We start from the raw sequence: 18,375 nt of genomic DNA on the forward strand, positions 1-18,375 counted from the left end.
TTCGGACGAGGGACTACGCCAAATGCATGAGGCCGGCGATCCCGCGCGCGTCACACGGAGCGCGTGATGCCGCCGTCGATGCGGATGTTCTGGCCGGTGATGTAGGACGACGCGCTCGACGCCAGGAACGCGATCAGGTCCGCCACTTCCTGCGCCGTGCCGTAGCGGCCCATCGGGATGCGCACGCGGCGGTCTTCCTTTTCGGGCAGGCTGTCGATGAAGCCCGGGAGCACGTTGTTCATGCGCACGTTGTACTGCGCGTACTCGTCCGTGAACACCTTGGTGAAGGCGGCCAGCCCGGCGCGGAACACGCCCGACGTCGGAAACAGCGCTTCCGGCTCGAACGTGGCATAGGTGGAGATATTGACGATGGCGCCGGATTGCTGCTGCTTCATCACCGGCGCCACCAAGCGGGTGATGCGCACCACGTTCAGCAGGTAGAACTCCATGCCCAGGTGCCAGTCGTCGTCGCTCAGTTCCAGCAGCGGACCCTTGGGGCCGTGGCCGGCGCTATTGACCACCGCGTCGACGCGGCCCCACTTCTGCAGGGTGGCGTCCACCAGGCGCGACAGGTCTTCGGGCAAGCGGTTCGACCCGGTGACGCCCAGGCCGCCCAGTTCCTGCGCCAGCGCCGCGCCCTTGCCGGACGACGACAGGATGGCCACGCGGTATCCGTCCGCCGCCAGCTTGCGCGCCGCCGCCGCACCCATGCCGCTGCCGGCCGCCGTGAGGATCGCCACTTTTTCCGTGCTCATGCTCGCTCCAGTCTGGAATTCGGGAGCAGCCATTGTAGGGGCGGGCATGCGCTGCGCACAGCACCTGCGCGGGGGCGCGTCTACGGTTTGGCGGCCACGCGCCAGACCACATTGCCAACGTCGTCCGCCACCAGCAGGCCGCCCTGCTTGTCGATCGCCACGCCCACCGGCCGGCCCTGCGCCTGGCCGGACTCGTCCAGAAAGCCGGTGAGCACGTCCTTGGCCGGCCCGCCGGGCTGGTTCTGGTCGAAGGGCACGAAGATCACCTTGTAGCCGCTGCGCGGATCGCGGTTCCACGAACCGTGCTGGCCCACGAACATGCCGTGGGCATAGGGCTCGGGCAACGTGGTCCCGCCCGACCACGCCAGGCCGAGCGATGCGGTGTGCGGGCCCAGCGCGTAATCGGGCACGATTGTCTGCGCGACGAGATCGGGCCGCGGCGGCTGCACGCGCGTATCGACGTGCTGCCCGAAGTAGCTATACGGCCAGCCATAGAAGCCGCCGTCGCGCACCGAGGTCATGTAGTCCGGCACGAGGTCGCTGCCCAGCTCGTCGCGCTCGTTGACGGCCGTCCACAGCGTCTTGCCGTCCGGGGCCCAGGCCATGCCGACCGGATTGCGCAGCCCCGTGGCGTACAGCCGCTTTTGCCCGCTGGCCACGTCCAGCTCCCAGATGGCGGCGCGGCCTTCCTCGATGTCCATGCCGTTCTCGCCCGCGTTGCTGTTGGACCCCACAGACACATACAGCCGGGATCCGTCCGGGCTGGCGATGAGGTTTTTGGTCCAGTGGTGGTTCAGGCCGGCGGGCAGGTCGGTGACCTTGACGCCCGGCGCCGTGATGCGCGTCTGGCCCGGTTCGAAGGGAAAGCGCACGACGGCGTCGGCATTCGCCACGTACAGCTGGTTGCCGACGAGCGCCATGCCGAACGGCGAATTCAATCCTTCCAGCAGCGTCGTGCGCGTTTCCGCCACGCCGTCGTGATCGGCGTCGCGCAGCAGCGTGATGCGGTTGGCGCTGTCGGTCTTGGCGCCCGCGCGTTTCATCACCAGGCCGGCGGCCCATTGCTTGATGCCGCCCGGCGCGTCTTCGGGCTTGGGCGGCGCGTTGGTCTCGGCGACCAGCACGTCGCCATTGGGCAGCACGTACAGCCAGCGCGGATGATCCAGCCCGGTGGCGAACGCCGTCACGGTTAGGCCGTCCGCGGGCTGCGGCTGCGCGCCCGGCTTCCAGCCCACGGCCTTGGCCGTGTTCACCGTGGGGATGAGTGTGGTGTTGGGGGGCGGCAGCTGAGGCGTGGGCCCCATGCCGGCTTCGACGGGCAGCTTGGCGACCTCGCCGCAGGCGCTGAGCAACGTCAGCGCCAGGGCGGCCGCCAGCGCGAAACGCAGGTGGACCATGATGGGGATTCCAGGGCTTGCAATTCGCCCCATCATACCCAGGCGGGCTTACTTCACCAGTGTGACCGGCACCTGCGCCAGCTGCACCACCTGATTGGCCACCGAGCCGATCAGGATGTTGGTCAGCTTGCCGTTGCCGCGCGTGCCCATGACGATGCGGGCGCAGCGGTGGTCCTGCGCATAGCCGGCGATTTCGGCGGGCGCGTTGCCAAAGATCACATGGCTGACGTAGTCCACGCCGGCCGTGTCCAGCAGCTTGCGCGCGGCTTCGGTGGCTTCGCGGCCTTCGCGGGCGTAGAAATCGTCGATCATGTCCTGCGTGATCAGGCGCGACAACCCGGCGCGCCCGCGCGGCGGTGTCTGGATGTTGATGAGGTGGATGCGCGCGGATGTTGCGCCCTGCGCCAGGCGGCGGGCATAGTCGATGGCGCGGTCCGCGTTGTCGGAGCCGTCGACGGGAACGAGAATGTTCAGCATGGCGGCTCCTTACTTGACCAGCGTGACAGGCAGTTCGGTCAGGGACAGCACGCCCGTGGCGACCGACCCCATGAAAAGCGCCGACACCGAACCCAGGCCGCGTGTCCCCATGAAGATCTCGTGGGCGCCGGTTTCATCGGCCACGCGCGTAATGGTCTCGGCAGCCGCGCCGGCCTCGATGTGTATGTCGAACGGGACGCCGGCCTGCGTCAGCAGCGCGCTGGCGGCCTGCACCGCGGCCTCGCCTTCCTCGTGGTGATAGGCATCGATCTCTTCCTGCGACAGGCCGCTGCCGAACGCGCCGGCCTTCAAGGGCATCTGGACCGTCAGCAGGTCCACGCGTTCGACCGGGTCGTAGCGGCGCGCATCGAGCAGCGCCTTGACCGCGTTCAGGGAAGTTTCCGAACCATCGACGGGAATCAGGATGCGTTTCATGGCGTCTCCTTGCGGGCCGTGGGGGCGTGCGTTCCACTGTATCTCACATTCGCCCCGCCGGCGCCTCCGGGCGCTGCGGCAGATCAAGCGGGGCGCAGTCCCCGCCACGCGTCGGGCACCGTGCCGGCCGGCATGGGCGTACCCAGCAGGCGGCTTGCCAGCTGCGCCAGCGCGTCGGCGTCGCCCGTGGTCTGCAATTGCAGGGCGCCCGGGCCTTGGATCGCCAGCAGGCCGCGTTCATGCAGCTGGTGGCGCAGCCAGCGGGCCACCGGGGCGCCCGTCTCCAAGAGCGGCACGCCGGGCCCGGCGGCGTCCTGGATCACGTCGCGCAGGAAAGGAAAGTGCGTGCAGCCCAACACCAGCACGTCCGCCCCGGCCTCGCGCAGTTCGGCGACCGGCCCGCGCACGGCCTCGGCGGCTTCGGGGCCCGAGAGCAAGCCTTGCTCGACCAGCCGCACCCATTGCGGGCAGGGCCGCAGCACGATGCGAACCTCGGGTGCCTCGCGTTGCACCAGCGCGGCGAACTTGGGGCTGGCCAGCGTCCCGGTCGTGGCGAAGACGCCCACCACGCCCGTGTGCGTCAGGTGCGCGGCGGGCTTGATGGCCGGTTCGACGCCGATGATGATGAGCGCCGGATGGCGCTTGCGCAGCAGCGCGATCGCCGCGGCCGTGGCGGTGTTGCAGGCCACCACCATGGCGCGGGCGCGCTGCGACACGAAGTAGTCCGCGATGGCGCAGGCGCGTTGCTCGACGAAGGCCTGGGTCTTTTCCCCGTAGGGCACATGGGCGGAGTCCGCCACGTAGAGTAGCGGCTCGTGGGGCAGCAGGTCGCGGATCGCCCGGACGACGCTCAGCCCGCCGACGCCTGAGTCGTATACGCCGATGGGGGATTCGGAATGCATGGAAAGTCGGGGGTCATTGCAGGATGCGGTGGCGGCAAGTGTAGCGCCGGGGCAGGGCGGACCGAAGGCGGCCCCGCGTCAGGGGCTTTCGCCCGGCCGGGGTTCGTCGCGCTGGCGCCGCGCTTCGTCGATCAGCTTGCGGGCGGCGCCGGACAGGGGCGCGTCGCGCCAGATCAGGTTCAGCGGCGCGCGCAACGCCGCCGGATGGGTGACGCTGACGTACACCACGCCCTCGATGTTCACGCGGCGCAGCGACGCGGGCACCAGCGACACGCCCAGTCCCGCGGCGACAAAACTCAGGGTGGAAAGCATTCGCGGCGCTTCCTGCGTGACGCGGGGGCTGAATCCCTCGGCGCGGCATGCGCTGATGATGGCGTCGTACAGCCCCGGGCCGCTGTGACGCCGGTACAGGATCAGCGATTCGTCCGCCAGCTCCGACAGCGAGATGCGCTTGCGCGCGCGGCCCCTGACGGCCGGGTGGTCGGCCGGAAAGGCCGCCAGCATGGCTTCCTCGAGCACGGTTTCCATCTGCACGCCCGGGTCCGCGCCATGCGCGCCGCGGATGAACGCGACATCGATGCGCCCCTCGGCGACCGCCTCGCGCAGCTCGCCCGTGCTGCTTTCTTCAAGCACCAGATGCACGTGCGGCGCGCTTTCGCGGAAGCGCCGGATGACCGACGGCACGAACGGATGAAACGCCGCCGAGCCCGTGAACCCCACCGTCAAGCGGCCCGCCTCGCCCTGCGACACGCGCCGCACGCCATCCACGGCCTGGTCCACCAGCGCGATGATGTTGCGCGCGTCTTCCAGCAGCGCGCGCCCGCTTTCGGTGAGCTCCATGCCGCGCGGCAGCCGGTGAAAGAGCGTCACGCCCAGCTCCGCCTCCAGCACGCGGATCTGCTGGCTGAGGGGCGGCTGGCGGATGCCCAGCCGGGCCGCGGCCTTGGTCAGATGGGATTCCTCGGCGACGGCCAGGAAGTACCGCAACAGCCGCAAATCAACGCTTGCCATATTCTGTGGATATGAGTTTTTGACGAGTCATATATTAGACATTATCTGACGCGAGGAGTAGCCTGCAATCTCGTGATCCATCCCTGGCGCGTTTCCCGCGCCAGCTCCCTTAGCCGGTTCCGCGCCGGCCACAATAATGACGAACGCAGCACTCTCCACCGACGAGGCCGGCTTACGGCCTCCCCCCACTTGCGGCCAGCTGTTCCACGGTTTTCTGATGCTGGGCCTGACCGCCTTCGGCGGCGCCTTGCCCCTGGCGCGGCGCATGGTCGTCGAAAAGCACCGCTGGCTGACCGGCGCCGAATTCACCGAACTGCTGGGCCTGTGCCAATTCCTGCCGGGCGGCAACATCATCAACCTGTCCGTCGCCCTGGGCATGAAATTCCGCGGCCCGCGCGGCGCGTTCGCCGCGCTGATGGGCCTGATCCTCGCGCCGTCCATCATCGTCGTCATGCTGGGCATGGTCTATGACCGTTTCCAGAACGATCCCGACATCCAGCATCTGTTTGCCGGCCTGGCGGCGGCCGCGGCCGGGCTGCTGATCTCCATGGCGGTCAAGATCGGCATGCCGGTCGTCAAGCGCCGCGACTGGCTTGCGGGTGTGGTCGCCACCGCCTGTTTCATCGCCATCGCCGTCCTGCGCATCCCGCTTCTGCCCACGATGCTGGTGCTGACGCCGCTCAGCATCCTGATGGTCTGGAGGCAACGCCGATGATCCATACGCTGGTCGCCCTCGTCCTCATTTTTTCCGAACTGTCCGTGCTGGCCTTCGGCGGAGGCAACACCATCCTGCCCGAGATGCAGCGCCAGGTCGTCGAGGTCCACGGCTGGATGACGGCCGCCGACTTCTCCGCGCTCTTTGCGCTGGGCCAGGCCGCGCCGGGGCCCAACCTGATGGTCGTCACGCTGGTCGGCTGGCACGTCGCCGGCCTGCCGGGCCTGCTGGCCACGACCATCGCCAAGTTCGGCCCGTCGTCGCTCATCACCGTCTTCGCGCTGGGCCTCTGGGAAAAATTCAAGGACCGCCCGTGGCGCGGCGTCATCCAGGCGGGCATCTTCCCCATGACCGTGGGGCTGGTCGCCGCCAGCGCCTCGCTCATCACCGAGGCGTCCGTGCACACCTGGCTGCTGGGCGCGATCACCGCCGTCGTCGCCATCCTGGGCAGCGGCACGCGCATACATCCGCTGTGGCTGCTGTTCGGCGGCGCGCTGGCCGGTTTGCTGGGTATCGGTTAGCGTAGGGACCTATCGCGGGGCCGCCACGGGCAACACGCCCCGGCCCCGCGGCGCAGACAGGAGCCCGCCATGCAGCCGCTCAAAGATGACAGCGCCGGAAACGCCTCGAATGCCGACCGGCTGCCGTTCTTCCATGCCCATCGCCGGCTGATGCTGTGCGCCGGCCTGCTGCTCGCGGTCGCGGGCGGGCTGTACGCAGCCGGCCTGCCGCCCAGCCTGGCCATCCTGCTGGGCTTTGACGCCGGGGCGCTGATCTTCCTGATCCTGACCGTCCGGGTGTTCGGACGCACCAGCGCCGCCGCCATGCGCCGGCACGCCCGCCAGCACGACGTTGGCCGCGGCGGCGTCCTCTGGAGCAGCGTCGCGCTGTCCTGCATGGTGCTGGTCTCGTTGTGGGTGGAAATGCGCGCGCAGAACAATGTGGGCGCGGTTGTCGACATGCTGGCCGCGGCCGTGACCATCGTGCTGTCGTGGCTCTACATGAACATGATCTTCGCGCTGCACTATGCGCACGGGTACTACGGCCATGAGAACGCCATGCACAAGGGCCTGGATTTTCCGGGCACGGAAGAGCCCGACTACTGGGACTTCGCGTATTTCTCGCTGGTGCTGGGCATGACCTTCCAGGTGTCGGACGTGCAGATCGTCAACCGCCGGTGCCGCCGCATGGCGATGACGCACGGCGTCATCGCGTTCTTCTTCAACGTGTTCATCATCGCGATCAGCGTGAACGTGGCGGCGGGGCGGGCGTAGGATCGAGGGGTGCTGCGTCCTGCCCCGGAGTCTGGCGGCGCTTATCCCACACAAACGCCGCGGCCTGCGCCATCGCGGCCACCAGTCCAATTGCCCAAATTGCACCGGCGCCAAGGATGGCGGCGCCCAGCGCGCTGCCCACCGAAAAGCCGAAATACATCGTCGACGTATTCAACGCCAGTGCAACCGGCGCGTGTCCCGGGGCCCCCGCGCCGATAAGGCGTGCCATCTGCGCGGGAAAGAATGACCAGACTGTGAAGCCCCACAGGAACACGGCGATCAACACGGGGGCTCGCGCGGCGGACGCAGGCAGCGCCGTTGCCAGCGACAATCCCAGGAACGCCAGTCCCAGCATGGTCAGCGACACCTGTACCACGCGATTTGCGCCCAGCCTGTCGGTCAGCGCACCGCCCGTTGTCACGCCGAGCGCGGCCGCCACGCCCCAGAGCGATATCGTCGCGCTGATGGCGGCGTCTCGAAATCCCAGCACGCTTGCCAAGTACGGTGCGAGGAACGGGTATGCCGTGAACGCGCCAATCGCCCAGAAAAGGCTGACCGACAGCAATCGCAGTATCGACGGTTGGCGCACGACTGCAAGACGCTGCCGAAACGTTGCGACCGCAATACCTGTTCCTGCATCGGCGGCGATGCCCACCCCGATGCCGGCGATGGCCACCAGGCTCATCACCGCGACGATGGAGAATGTGGCGCGCCAGCCCAGAAAGTGACCGGCCACCGCGCCCAGCGGCAGGCCTAGCGCAATGGCCAACGTCATGCCGGCGCTGACGATGGCCAGCGCCTTGCCCCGCCTTTCAGGCGCTACGATTACGCCGGCCAGCGCATTTGCGCCGGGCACGTACAAGCCAGCTGCCACCGCCATGACGACCCGCGCCGTCATCAGCGTCCAGAAGGTGGGCGACCAGGCAGCAAGCACGTTGCCCAAAGCGAACAATCCCATGGCGAGCTGCAGGGCCGCGCGGCGATTCCAACGTGCGGTCAGGACGGTCATGATGGGCGAGCTGACCGCCAGCGTCAGCGTGAACACCACGATGAGCGACGCCATCTGCGGGACCGTCATACGGAAATCCGCCGCCATCGTCGGCAAAAGCGGTGCAATCATGAAACCTTCCGTGCCGATGGCGAAGGTGCCGAGCGCCAGAAAGCCGGCCGGCAGCAGTTCTGCGCTGCGGCTCGCTGCCGCGGCTGTGCCCGCCGGCCCGGAGCTTGCGATATCCAATTTTGTTGTCATGGGATCTTTCCAGAGGGGGCGGCGCCCACGGGGGCGCCGCGTGCCGGCCGCGTCAGACCGGAATCGGTTCGTCCACCAGGCTTTGGTTGAACGCATGCACGAAGGCGTGCTCATTCGACCCAGGGTTGTCGCGCAGCGGGCGAATGGCCTGGACCAGCACCTCGGGCGCGTCGGACCCCAGCCCTTGCATCGTCTCGGCGATGAACGCATCCAGCGGCATGGCGCGCGGATCGCCGCTTTTCTTGATGAGGTCCGTATCGACCCACGGCGGGGCAATTTCCTGCACCGTGATGTTGGTGTCGCGCAGCATGAACCGTTGCGACAGCGCGTACGAATGCAGCGCGGCCTTGGAGGCGGAATACACCGCGTTCGAGGCGATCGGCACGTAGGCGAGGATCGACGTGTTGTGAATGATCGTCGCGCGCGCCTGGCCCTTCAGATGCTCGATGAGCGCGGACGTGAGGCGGATCGGACCCAGCAGATTCGTTTCCAGGATCCGCTGCGACACGGCGTCGTCGATCGTGGACGAGGGGTCGTCGAACGGCATGATGCCGGCGTTATTGATCAGCACGTTCAGCGACGGATATGTTGCGATCAGCGTCTTGGCGACGCGCTCGATGTCCTGGGCGTCGGAGATATCCAGCGCGATACCGTCAATGCCCGGATGCGCTGCGGCGATGTCGTCCAGCAGCGCCTCCCGGCGGCCGGCGACAATGACCTTGTTGCCCAGGTCGTGAAGGGCGACGGCCAGCGCGCGGCCGATGCCGGAGGTGCCGCCGGTGATGAAGATGGTGTTCTGGGTCAGTTGCATGCGGGTGCCTCGGTGGGGGGAGCGTCTGCATTGGAATCAGATCGCGGTGCAGCCACTATGCGGCAGATCGGTTTTGTCTCAAATGTCAATAAAGCGTCGATTTAAGACATAAGGTTCTGCAAGGCTTGGTCCAGGCTGGCGGCCGGACTGAAAAGCTTCCCGTGGAATGGGGAGGTTGTCGCCTTAGAAACGATTCGCTCATTGACGTCTGCCGATGGCTTTAATAGCCTATATCCGTCAATTACTGTCACGGATACGCGCATGCGCCAGATCGGCCTCATTCTCGAAGACGGTTTCCAGGTGATGGGCCTGGCCGCGCTGGCGGCCTTCGAGTTCGCCAACATCGCGCTGGAGCGCGACGGATACCGCGTGACCATCCTGTCGGAAGGAGGCGGCATCATCCGCTCGACCATGAACGCGGGCATCGAGACGGTGGCCCTGGGCGTCATGCCCGACACCCTGATCGTGGCGGGCGAGTTGATGCCCCGGCCAATCACGCCCGGCCTGGCGCGCTACATGGCGCGCGCCGCCACCGAAGCGCGGCGGGTCGCGGGCGTGTGCACGGGCGCCTTTGTCTTGGCCGAGTCGGGTCTCTTGAATGGCCGCACGGCCACCACCCATTGGGCGCATGCACGCACTCTTCAGGACCGTTTTCCCGAGGTGCGCGTCGACCCCGACCGCATTTTCGTGCGTGACGGCAACATCTGGACGTCCGCCGGCATGTCGGCCGCCATCGATCTCGCCCTGGCGCTGATCGAAGACGACCACGGCGCGGCGCTAGCCCGCGATGTGGCACGGCGGCTGGTCGTCTATCACCGGCGCCCGGGCGGCCAATCCCAGTTTTCCGCCTTGCTGGAACTGGAACCGCGCTCCGACCGGGTGCAACGGGCGCTGGTCTATGCCAAGGAACACCTGCGTAATCCCTTGACGGTGGACGAGTTGGCCGAGGCGGCGCGCCTGTCGCCGCGGCAGTTCAGCCGTGTGTTCCGCGAGGAGACGGGGCATTCCCCCGCCAAGGTGGTGGAGCTGCTGCGGCTGGAGGCGGCTCGCGCCATGCTTGAAGCCGGACGGCATTCGCTGGACATCGTGGCGCGGGACACCGGCTTTGCCGACCGCAACCGCATGCGGCGGGCGTTCCTGCGCGCCTATGGCCAGCCGCCCAGCGGGGTGCGGCGCGCGGGGCGAATGACCGCGCCGGATGACCCGCCGCCGCCGTGAAACTGTCATTGAGTTGAACGCGCGGGCGCCGTAGCGCAATGTCGCTGACTCCCGGATCGTTGTGATCTAACATGCGCCATTCCCGCTAGCCGCGCATGCGGTATCCACGTTCACACGGTTGCCTTGCACTCTCCATCACCCGCGACGCGTCCTCTCGATTGGCTGAATTTTTTCGTGGCCGATGTGCGGGATGGACTTGGGCCTTACCTGGCAATCTACCTGCTCGCCGTCCACCATTGGCGGCCCGACAGCATCGGGCTTGTCATGACGATCTCCGGGCTGGCCGCGCTGGCGGCGCAGACCCCGGCGGGCGCGCTGGTGGACCGCGCGTCGAACAAGCGCGCGCTGCTGATCGCCGCCGCCGTGGTGGTGACGGTGGCGTGCATGGCCGTCCTGGCCAGCCCGAACTTCGCCTGGGTCACGCTGACTCAAGCCGTCGCCGGCGTCGCGTCGTCGGTGTTCGCGCCCGCCATTGCCGGCATCACGCTCGGGCTGACCACGGCCCGCGCCTTCACGGCGCGCATCGCGCGCAATGAATCGTTCAATCACGCCGGCAACGGCTTTGCGGCGCTGCTGGCGGGCGGGCTGGCGTACGTGTGGGGACCGGTCGCGGTGTTCTACCTGATGGCGGCGATGGCGCTGGCCAGCCTGGCGGCCACCCTGCGCATCCCCGCGCATATCGATCCGGACAAGGCGCGCGGGCTGGAAGCGAGCCCCAATGCGACGGCGCATGCGCACCCCGTGCCGCTGCGCCAGTTGCTCTCGAACCGGCCGCTCTTGCTGCTGGCCTTGAGCTGCGCGCTGTTTCACCTGGCCAACGCCGCCATGCTGCCGCTGGTCGGGCAAAAGCTCGCCCTGGCAAATCCGGCGCTCGCCACGCCGCTGACCGCCGTCTGCATCGTCGCGGCGCAGTTCGTGATGATTCCCGCCGCGATGGCCGTGGGGCGGTACGCAGACCAATGGGGGCGCAAGCCGTTGCTGCTGATCGGGTTTCTCATCCTGCCGCTGCGAGGCGTGCTGTACACGTTTTCCGACGACACCGCGTGGCTGGTGGGCGTGCAGTTGCTCGACGGCATTGGCGCGGGCATCTTCGGCGCCGTCCTGCCCTTGATGGTGCTGGACCTCACCCAGGGCACGGGCCGCTTCAACGCCAGCCTGGGCGCCGTCACCACGGTATTCGGCATCGGCGCCGCGCTGAGCAACGGGCTCGCCGGCGTGATCGTTCAGCACGCGGGTTACAGTGCAGCGTTTCTTGCGCTGGCCGGCATTGCCGCGCTGGCCTGCGTGACCCTGCTGGTCTTGCCGGAGACGCGCGGGTCCGCCGCATCGGCCCCCGCGCCGGCTTCCTCTTCCCTTCCTTGATGCGTTCCTGAAAGCATGTCGCTATCCAATGCCGTGATCTGGTTGATTGCCGCCGCGACCACCATGGCCATTCTCTTTCGTCCCTGGCGGCTGCCCGAGTACGTGTGGGCAACGGCCGGCGCGGTCGCCCTGGTGGTGCTGGGCTTGCTGCCTGCGCGGCAGGCCGGCGGCGCCATTCTGGAAGGCACCGACGTCTATCTGTTCCTGATCGGCATGATGCTGGTGGCGGAGGTCGCCCGGCAGGCCGGCCTGTTCGACTGGGTGGCCGTGCTGGCGGCCGATCACGCCGCCGGGTCAGCGCGGCGGCTGTTCGACCTGGTGTTCCTGGTGGGCACCGGGGTTACCGTGCTGCTGTCCAACGACGCCACGGCCGTCGTGCTGACGCCTGCCGTCTATGCGGTGACGCGTGTCGTCGGCGCGCCGCCGTTGCCGTATCTGTATGTCTGCGCCTTTATCGCCAATGCAGCCAGCTTCGTGCTGCCGATCTCGAATCCGGCCAACCTGGTCGTGTTCGGCGACCGCATGCCTGCGTTGGGGCCGTGGCTGGCGCACTTTGCCCTGCCGTCCGCCCTGGCCATCGGCGCCACCTACGTGACGTTGCGGCTGGTGTTTCGCCATGACCTGCGCCAGCCCTTGAAGCCGTCGCCGCCGCTGCCGCCCATGACCTTGCCGCTGCGCATGGCTGCGCTGGGCGTGGCCATCACCGCGGGCACGCTGCTCATCACCTCGGCGCTTGGCCAGCGGCTGGGCTTGCCCACGCTGATCGCCGGCTGCGTGTCGGCCGCGCTGGTGCTGGCGGTCACGCGATCCAGCCCGATTCGCCTCATCAAAGGCGTGGCGTGGGGCGTGCTGCCGTTGGTCGCGGGGCTTTTCGTGCTGGTCGAGGGCATGGCCGCGAGCGGCGTGCTGCAAGACCTGGCGAACCTGATGCGCAGCCTGTCCGCCGACGCGGCGCTATGGGCCGGCGGCGTGGGCGCCGCGCTATCGGGCAACGTCATCAACAATCTGCCGGCCGGGCTGATGGCGGGCACGCTGGCGCGCATGGCCGACCTGCCCAGCGCCACCACTGCAGCGCTGCTGATCGGGATCGACCTGGGCCCCAACCTGTCCGTCAGCGGATCGCTTGCGACCCTGCTGTGGCTGCTGGCGGTGCGCCGCGAGGGCATGCACATCAGCGCGCTCAGTTTCCTGCGGCTGGGCATCGTGGTCATGCCGCCGGCGCTGATCCTGGCGCTGGGCGCGCTGCACGTGTTCAGCTGACATCGCGCAGGCGCGCGCCCATTTCAGAATGTGCCGCGCACCGTCAGGGTGGCGTTGCGCGGATCGCCGTAGAAGCTGCCCCAGCCCGGCGCGCCGATGGTCTGGTAGTAGGTCTTGTCGAAGATGTTGTTCACGTTCAATGCGGCCGACCAGTTCTTGTTGATCTGATACCCGACGCGCGCATTCCACACCGCGTAAGCCCCTTGCGAGACGCGCACCGACCGCGTTTCCGTGTAGCTGCCCGTCTGGTAGTTCACGCCCGCGCCCAGCGACCACGCCGACAGTTCGCCCGGCAGGCGGTAGTCGGACCACAGGCGCAGGATGTGCTTGGGCGTGACCGTGCGGGCGAAGTTGGTGTTGGTGACCTGCGTGTCGTCCAGGAACTTCAGCGTATTGAAGGTGTAGCCCGCGAACAGCTGCCAGCCCGGCGCCACTTCGCCGCTGATCTCGGCGTCCAGGCCCTGGCTGCGCACCTTGCCGCTCGACAGGTAGCAGATGTCGCCCGTCGCGCACACGCTGGTCAGATCCTCTTGCGCGCGGTTCTTCTGATCGACGCGAAAGAGCGCGATGGACGTGTTCACGCGGCCGTCCATCAGCTCGCCCTTAAGGCCGATCTCGTAGTTCTTGCCCACGATGGGATCGAGCACCTTGCCGGATGCGTCCACCGCATTCTGAGGCTCGAAGATCTGCGCGTAGCTGACGTAGCCGGACCATTGGGGATTGAACGCGTAGATCAGGCCGCCGTAGGGGGTGACGACGCCGTTGTCCTTGTACGGATCGACGTATTGCTCGCCGCTGTCGCGATAGCGGCTGGTGTTTTCGTACCAGCTAACCCGCGCGCCCGCCACCAGCGTCAGCGGGTCGGCCAGGCTGAAGCGGCCGACGCCGTAGACGCCCGTCTGCTTCATCTTCACGATCGTGGCCGCGCTGCGGTAGGCGTTTTCGCGCATCCAGTCATCGGTGGGCTCCGGCACATGATGATCCGGGTTCCACACGTTCACGGCGCGATTCAGGCGATTCAACGCAAAATCGTTCTTGCTGGTGAGCTCGTTGATGCTGGCGCCGAAGCTCACCGAATGCTTGCGGCCCAGCGCTTCGAAGGAGCCGTCCACGTCCAGATTCAGCGCCTTGTTGCGCGTGGACATGTCGAACAGGCCCGCGTACAGCATGGGACCCAGGCCCGTCTCCGGGTTCACGGCGCCTTCCGTGAACGCGTACTTCGAATCGTTGGATTCCTGCGAGGACGTGCCCGTCAGTTTGAACGACCAGTCCTTGTTGAAGCGGTGCGCCAGTTCGGCAAAGACGGTGGTCTGCTTGCCGTTCCAGCGGTTCCAGTCCTGGCCCAGCGAGGTCGACCGCTTCAGGCCGATGTCGTCGCCATTGCTGTAGTGGGGCAGGCCGTGGAAGAAGGGGGTGGAACGCAGTTCCTCGTAGCTGACGCCGCCGGTCAGGGTGGTGTCCGGGCTGAAGTCATAGCTGAGCACGCCGTACAGCACGCCGGTGCGGCTTTGCGCTTCGTCGTAGAAGTAGTCGCGGTCGTTGTAGCTGGCCACGCCGCGGGCGCGCAGGGTGCCGGCTTCGTTCAGCGGCGCGCTGGCGTCGATGTCGGCGCGGTAGTTGTTCCACGAGCCGCCGCTGGCCAGCATCTGCACCTGGGGCTCGGCGAGCGGGCGCTTGCGCACCAGGTTGACGGCCGCGCTGGGCGAGCCGGCGCCTTGCAACAGGCCCGTGGCGCCGCGGATGATTTCCACGCGGTCCAGCGTCACGGTCTCGGTGGTGAAGCTGTTGGCCTGTGGGTAGTAAAAGTCGCGGTTCACGCCGTCGAACTGAAAGCTGTCCACGCGAAAACCGCGCGAATACACGTAGCTGCCGCCCATCGGGCTCTTGTAGAGCGTCATGCCGGTGCTGTTGGCCAGCACGTCGTCCAGCGTGTTGGCGTTCTGGTCGTCCATGCGCTGGCGCGTGACCACGCTGACCGACTGTGGAATTTCCTTGAGCGTCTGGCGGCCCTTGCCGATGGTCACCACGCGGCTTGTGTAGCTGCCCGTGCCCTCGGTGACCGGATCGTCGGTCATGCCGGTCACGGTCACCGGCGCCAGCGTGGACACCCCCGGCGCGTCCTGCGGCATGCGCCGCAATTGATAGCCTTCGCCGTTGGCGTTGGCCACTGCCTGCAGGCCCGTGCCCGCAAGCAGCCGGGCAAGTCCCTGCTCGGGCGTGTACCGGCCCGTCAATCCCTGCGTCCGCACGCCGCGCGTCAGCGCTGGCGAGGCCGCCACCGTGACCTTGGCAGCGACGCCAAACTGACCCAGCGCCACGTCCAGCGTGGCGGGTGCGATGGCGAAGGCAATCTCGCCGGCGGGCGCGGCCTGCGCCCACGACGCGGCCGGGGCGGCCAGCGAGGCGGCTGCCGTCAGGGCAAGGTGGACGGCAAGGCGCAAACGCATGCGCGGTGACGATGACAAGGCAAGGGGAGAGCGGGACTGGCGTCGTGCCATGACTGGAGTTTCCTGATTCGTCGATTGAAAAGCGCGGCCCTCGGGCGCCTCGGGGCCTTCTCTTCGTCTAACGAACCAGAAATGAAAATCTGCGGCGCGGTTACAAAATAGTCGGAATGGGCGGGGTGGGGGCCTGCGGTGACGGGTGGCTCACGCCCGGCCCACGGTGACCCAGTAGCGCGTGCGATAGCGCAGCCTCAGGTCCAGCACGCTGGCCAGCACCTCCAGCGCCTTGTCCGTGTCGTCGATACGGAATGCGCCCGTGACCTCCCGGTGCGCCACGTCGGCGTCGCAGCGCACGATGCCCGGGCGGTAGCGGCCCAGCTCTTGCACGAACCGGTCCAGCCGCATGCGGTTCGCCACCAGCATGCCTTCGGTCCAGGCCGGCGCCGCGCCGTCCACCGCGGTCACTGGCGACAGGGCGTTGCGGTCGAATTCGGCTTGCTCGCCCGCATGCACCACCCGGGGCGGCTGCACGCGCGAGTCCGGCTCCACGCGCACCGCGCCTTCAAAGACCGCGACGTGCGTGGCCCCTTGGCCGTCATCCTTTTGCAGCACCGAAAAGCGGGTGCCCAGCGGCGTCAGCAAGCCATTGGGTGTGCTGACGGCAAACGGCCGGCCCGCGTCGTCTTGGCCCGTGGCGATCAGGATTTCGCCGCTGCGCAGTGTGATCCGGCGTTGCCGCGCGTCGTAGCGCATCGCCACGGCGGAATCGGTGTTCAGCGTCAGCACGGTGCCGTCGGGCAAGCGCACGACGCGCTGCTCGCCCGTGGCGGTCCGGTACACGGTGCTGCCGTCCCACACGCCTTCGCGCGCGCCCAACCAGCCCATGGCGCCCAGGCCGACGACGGCCGCCATCCACTTCAGGGCGCCGCGGCGCGAACGCTGGTCGCAATAGCGCAAGATCGTCTGGCCCGCGGCGGCGCCGGCCAGGTTGGCGGAGGTGGCGGATTTCAGGTCCTGGCTGATGCCCTGCAGGCGCTGCCAGGCGAGTTCGTGGCGCGCGTCGGCCTCGCGCCATTGCGTACAGGCGGCTTGCGTGGCGGCGTCGGGCGCATCTCCGGTGCGCATCATCCACTGCGCCGCCTGCCGGATGATGTCCGGGTGCACCCGTTCGGCGTGGGCGGCGCTCATGCGTACAGCACCGCGTAGCAGTGTTCCCACGCCTTGATCATGTCGCGCTGCACGGCCGCCACCGAAATGCTCAGCTCGCGGGCGACGTCCAGATAGGGCAGGCCTTCCACCTGCGCCAGCACGAAAACCCGGCGCACGCGCGCCGGCAACTGCTCCATCATGCGGCACACGGCATCCAGCGCCTCGACCACCAGCGCATGCGTCTCGGGGCTGGGCTCGACCGCTTCGCTGCGCGCGGCAAGCGTCTCAAGATAAGCCTGCTCGATCGCCCGCCGACGCGACTGGTCGATCAACAGGCGCTTGGCCACCGTGGTCAAAAAACCGCGCGGCTCGGCAAACGCGGCGCGCGATTCGCTGCGCATGACGCGTTCGAACGTGTCGTGGGCCAGATCGGCGGCGTTGTCGGCATTGCCGGCAAGACGTCGGCGCAGCATCTGCACCAGCCAGCCGTGGTGCTCGCGGTACAGGCTGACGAATTCGGCGGAGGACGCAAAGTGGGCGGGCGGCACGGGTCGGCTTGGCAGATGCTAATGGGAATGATTGCTAATTGTAGCCAATCAGCGGCGCGTGGCGAATACTTTTCACGCGCCGTTGCGGTCCCACCCGCCGGGGGCCGCAAACCTTTCATCGGAATCCGTATGCCTTCAAACCGCACCCAATCGCCACAGCGACGTCATCTCCCGGGACCGCGCCGCATGCAGCGGATCGTTCGCGTCGCGGGCCTTGCCGTGGATCGGCCGCGTGTCCAGTTTTTCGATCACGCGCAGGCCGGCGGCCTCGATCATCGCAAGCAGTTGCTCGCGCGTGCGCAGCCCCAGATGTTCGGCCAGATCCGACAGGATCAGCCATCCTTCGCCGTTCGGCGTCAGATGGTCCTTCAATCCATTCAGGAAGCCACGCAGCATGCGGCTGTCCGGGTCGTACACGGCATGTTCCAGCGGCGAGCTGGGCCGCGCGGGCAGCCACGGCGGGTTGCAGACGATGAGCGACACGCGGCCTTCGGGGAAGAGGTCGGCCTGTTCGACCTCGACCTGCCCGGACAACCCCAGGCGTTCCAGGTTCTCGCGCACGCAGGCAATCGCGCGGGGATCCATGTCGGTGGCGATGACGCGCTTGCCGCCGCGGCGGGCGATGACGGCGGCAAGCACGCCCGTGCCCGTGCCGATATCGAAGGCCACGCTGCCGCGCGGCATCGGCGTGTTGGCGACCAGATCCACGTATTCGCCGCGCACCGGCGAGAACACGCCGTAGTGCGGGTGGATGCGGTTGTTCAGGGCCGGAATCTCCACGCCCTTCCTGCGCCATTCGTAGGCGCCGATCAGGCCCAGCAGTTCGCGCAGCGACGCGACGTAGGGCGTATCGCCCGGCACGTTCGCGGCTTCGCAGGCCAGATGCGCGTCGGGCGCGCGGCGCAGGGGGATGGTATGACCGGCGTCGAAGGGAATCAGCAGCATGCCCAGGATGCGGGCGCGCTGCGATTGGACCTGACGATGCTGGTTGAAGGCCTCAAGTTGGGTTTCTACCGGTTTGCGCGGACGCTTGTCGACGCGGCGGGTGATGGCCTGCAACAGCTGGCGCGCGTTCTGGAAGTCGCCGCGCCACAGCAGGCCCACGCCCTCGCACGCGTGGCGGTAGGCCATGTCCGCGGTCAGGGTGTCGTCGGCGACGATGACGCGTTTGGGCGGCGTGGCGCCCGTTTCCGAGTGCCAGCGCGCCGAGCGGGCGACGCCGTTTTCTTCCCAGTGCAGTTCGGGCGCGTTCAAGAGGTCGCTCCGGCGGGGAATGGGGGGAAGGGCAGGATCATGGGGAAAGGCACATAAAAGAGAAGGGCGCGGGCTGCCAATGTAGCAGCTTCGCGCCCTGGAGCCGTCGCGCGG

At 67.9% G+C, this 18,375-nt stretch carries 18 protein-coding genes; 6 read left to right on the top strand and 12 right to left on the bottom strand.

The window, feature by feature from the left end:
- Window positions 1-50: 50 nt before the first annotated feature.
- The 6 genes from ASD87_RS21775 to ASD87_RS21800 form a co-directional block, all read right to left on the bottom strand.
- Window positions 51-755, bottom strand: a complete 705-nt coding sequence (locus tag ASD87_RS21775; RefSeq protein ID WP_056326495.1) for an SDR family oxidoreductase — start codon at window positions 753-755, stop codon at window positions 51-53.
- An 80-nt stretch (window positions 756-835) separates the two neighbouring features.
- The gene (locus tag ASD87_RS21780; RefSeq protein WP_056326498.1) at window positions 836-2,152 is read right to left on the bottom strand and encodes a sorbosone dehydrogenase family protein; all 1,317 of its coding nucleotides are present in this window, start codon (window positions 2,150-2,152) and stop codon (window positions 836-838) included.
- Window positions 2,153-2,200: 48 nt separating this feature from the next.
- Window positions 2,201-2,629: a universal stress protein gene (locus ASD87_RS21785; protein ID WP_056326501.1), complete on the bottom strand. Its 429-nt coding sequence runs from the start codon at window positions 2,627-2,629 to the stop codon at window positions 2,201-2,203.
- A 9-nt stretch (window positions 2,630-2,638) separates the two neighbouring features.
- Window positions 2,639-3,064, bottom strand: coding sequence for a universal stress protein (locus tag ASD87_RS21790; protein ID WP_056326504.1), 426 nt, complete (start codon window positions 3,062-3,064; stop codon window positions 2,639-2,641).
- 83 nt (window positions 3,065-3,147) lie between these two features.
- Complete coding sequence (gene murI, locus ASD87_RS21795) at window positions 3,148-3,966, bottom strand: glutamate racemase (protein WP_056326506.1); 819 nt, start codon at window positions 3,964-3,966, stop codon at window positions 3,148-3,150.
- A gap of 78 nt (window positions 3,967-4,044) precedes the next feature.
- Window positions 4,045-4,977, bottom strand: coding sequence for a LysR family transcriptional regulator (locus tag ASD87_RS21800; RefSeq protein WP_056326509.1), 933 nt, complete (start codon window positions 4,975-4,977; stop codon window positions 4,045-4,047).
- A 136-nt stretch (window positions 4,978-5,113) separates the two neighbouring features.
- Here ASD87_RS21800 and ASD87_RS21805 point away from each other — a divergent pair, with 136 nt between their 5' ends.
- The 3 genes from ASD87_RS21805 to ASD87_RS21815 all read left to right on the top strand — a co-directional run bounded on the left by ASD87_RS21805 (window position 5,114) and on the right by ASD87_RS21815 (window position 6,966).
- Complete coding sequence (locus tag ASD87_RS21805; RefSeq protein ID WP_056326511.1) at window positions 5,114-5,692, top strand: chromate transporter; 579 nt, start codon at window positions 5,114-5,116, stop codon at window positions 5,690-5,692.
- On the top strand, window positions 5,689-6,213 hold the full coding sequence (locus tag ASD87_RS21810; protein WP_056326514.1) for a chromate transporter: 525 nt from the start codon (window positions 5,689-5,691) through the stop codon (window positions 6,211-6,213). The genes ASD87_RS21805 and ASD87_RS21810 overlap by 4 nt, the downstream gene beginning before the upstream one ends.
- Before the next feature lie 69 nt (window positions 6,214-6,282).
- Window positions 6,283-6,966, top strand: coding sequence for a DUF1345 domain-containing protein (locus ASD87_RS21815; protein ID WP_056326517.1), 684 nt, complete (start codon window positions 6,283-6,285; stop codon window positions 6,964-6,966).
- Here ASD87_RS21815 and ASD87_RS21820 read toward each other — a convergent pair.
- Window positions 6,935-8,215: an MFS transporter gene (locus ASD87_RS21820; RefSeq protein WP_082586394.1), complete on the bottom strand. Its 1,281-nt coding sequence runs from the start codon at window positions 8,213-8,215 to the stop codon at window positions 6,935-6,937. The two genes, ASD87_RS21815 and ASD87_RS21820, sit on opposite strands and share 32 nt — an antisense overlap.
- Window positions 8,216-8,267: 52 nt before the next feature.
- A complete protein-coding gene (locus ASD87_RS21825) occupies window positions 8,268-9,026 on the bottom strand; it encodes an SDR family oxidoreductase (protein WP_056326519.1) in 759 nt (252 codons plus the stop codon).
- Between the two features lie 261 nt (window positions 9,027-9,287).
- Between ASD87_RS21825 and ASD87_RS21830 the strand changes: the two genes are divergently transcribed.
- From ASD87_RS21830 to ASD87_RS21840, 3 genes are all read left to right on the top strand, one after another.
- Window positions 9,288-10,244 carry a GlxA family transcriptional regulator gene (locus ASD87_RS21830; protein WP_056326522.1) on the top strand — a complete coding sequence of 319 codons (957 nt, stop codon included), beginning with the start codon at window positions 9,288-9,290 and terminating at the stop codon, window positions 10,242-10,244.
- 174 nt (window positions 10,245-10,418) lie between these two features.
- The gene (locus ASD87_RS21835) at window positions 10,419-11,606 is read left to right on the top strand and encodes an MFS transporter (protein WP_235512786.1); all 1,188 of its coding nucleotides are present in this window, start codon (window positions 10,419-10,421) and stop codon (window positions 11,604-11,606) included.
- A 15-nt stretch (window positions 11,607-11,621) separates the two neighbouring features.
- Window positions 11,622-12,866 carry an arsenic transporter gene (locus ASD87_RS21840; protein WP_056326527.1) on the top strand — a complete coding sequence of 415 codons (1,245 nt, stop codon included), beginning with the start codon at window positions 11,622-11,624 and terminating at the stop codon, window positions 12,864-12,866.
- A 23-nt stretch (window positions 12,867-12,889) separates the two neighbouring features.
- On the opposite strand, the gene ASD87_RS21845 is transcribed toward ASD87_RS21840, so the two are convergent.
- The 4 genes from ASD87_RS21845 to ASD87_RS21860 all read right to left on the bottom strand — a co-directional run bounded on the left by ASD87_RS21845 (window position 12,890) and on the right by ASD87_RS21860 (window position 18,261).
- On the bottom strand, window positions 12,890-15,364 hold the full coding sequence (locus tag ASD87_RS21845) for a TonB-dependent siderophore receptor (RefSeq protein ID WP_056326530.1): 2,475 nt from the start codon (window positions 15,362-15,364) through the stop codon (window positions 12,890-12,892).
- Window positions 15,365-15,514: 150 nt separating this feature from the next.
- Window positions 15,515-16,498, bottom strand: coding sequence for a FecR domain-containing protein (locus ASD87_RS21850; protein WP_056326533.1), 984 nt, complete (start codon window positions 16,496-16,498; stop codon window positions 15,515-15,517).
- Window positions 16,495-17,007 carry a sigma-70 family RNA polymerase sigma factor gene (locus tag ASD87_RS21855; RefSeq protein ID WP_056326536.1) on the bottom strand — a complete coding sequence of 171 codons (513 nt, stop codon included), beginning with the start codon at window positions 17,005-17,007 and terminating at the stop codon, window positions 16,495-16,497. Before ASD87_RS21855 ends, ASD87_RS21850 begins: the two co-directional genes overlap by 4 nt.
- A gap of 135 nt (window positions 17,008-17,142) precedes the next feature.
- Window positions 17,143-18,261 carry a class I SAM-dependent methyltransferase gene (locus ASD87_RS21860; protein WP_056326538.1) on the bottom strand — a complete coding sequence of 373 codons (1,119 nt, stop codon included), beginning with the start codon at window positions 18,259-18,261 and terminating at the stop codon, window positions 17,143-17,145.
- Window positions 18,262-18,375: the final 114 nt, after the last annotated feature.

Source organism: Achromobacter sp. Root170 (assembly GCF_001428165.1).
GTDB classification, from domain to species: Bacteria; Pseudomonadota; Gammaproteobacteria; order Burkholderiales; family Burkholderiaceae_B; genus Achromobacter; species Achromobacter mucicolens.

Coding starts and splice junctions, on each gene's coding strand:
- ASD87_RS21775 (WP_056326495.1), bottom strand. CDS start 755: ATGAGCACGGAAAAAGTGGCGATCCTCACGGCGGCCGGCAGCGGCATG.
- ASD87_RS21780 (WP_056326498.1), bottom strand. CDS start 2,152: ATGGTCCACCTGCGTTTCGCGCTGGCGGCCGCCCTGGCGCTGACGTTG.
- ASD87_RS21785 (WP_056326501.1), bottom strand. CDS start 2,629: ATGCTGAACATTCTCGTTCCCGTCGACGGCTCCGACAACGCGGACCGC.
- ASD87_RS21790 (WP_056326504.1), bottom strand. CDS start 3,064: ATGAAACGCATCCTGATTCCCGTCGATGGTTCGGAAACTTCCCTGAAC.
- murI (WP_056326506.1), bottom strand. CDS start 3,966: ATGCATTCCGAATCCCCCATCGGCGTATACGACTCAGGCGTCGGCGGG.
- ASD87_RS21800 (WP_056326509.1), bottom strand. CDS start 4,977: ATGGCAAGCGTTGATTTGCGGCTGTTGCGGTACTTCCTGGCCGTCGCC.
- ASD87_RS21805 (WP_056326511.1), top strand. CDS start 5,114: ATGACGAACGCAGCACTCTCCACCGACGAGGCCGGCTTACGGCCTCCC.
- ASD87_RS21810 (WP_056326514.1), top strand. CDS start 5,689: ATGATCCATACGCTGGTCGCCCTCGTCCTCATTTTTTCCGAACTGTCC.
- ASD87_RS21815 (WP_056326517.1), top strand. CDS start 6,283: ATGCAGCCGCTCAAAGATGACAGCGCCGGAAACGCCTCGAATGCCGAC.
- ASD87_RS21820 (WP_082586394.1), bottom strand. CDS start 8,215: ATGACAACAAAATTGGATATCGCAAGCTCCGGGCCGGCGGGCACAGCC.
- ASD87_RS21825 (WP_056326519.1), bottom strand. CDS start 9,026: ATGCAACTGACCCAGAACACCATCTTCATCACCGGCGGCACCTCCGGC.
- ASD87_RS21830 (WP_056326522.1), top strand. CDS start 9,288: ATGCGCCAGATCGGCCTCATTCTCGAAGACGGTTTCCAGGTGATGGGC.
- ASD87_RS21840 (WP_056326527.1), top strand. CDS start 11,622: ATGTCGCTATCCAATGCCGTGATCTGGTTGATTGCCGCCGCGACCACC.
- ASD87_RS21845 (WP_056326530.1), bottom strand. CDS start 15,364: ATGGCACGACGCCAGTCCCGCTCTCCCCTTGCCTTGTCATCGTCACCG.
- ASD87_RS21850 (WP_056326533.1), bottom strand. CDS start 16,498: ATGAGCGCCGCCCACGCCGAACGGGTGCACCCGGACATCATCCGGCAG.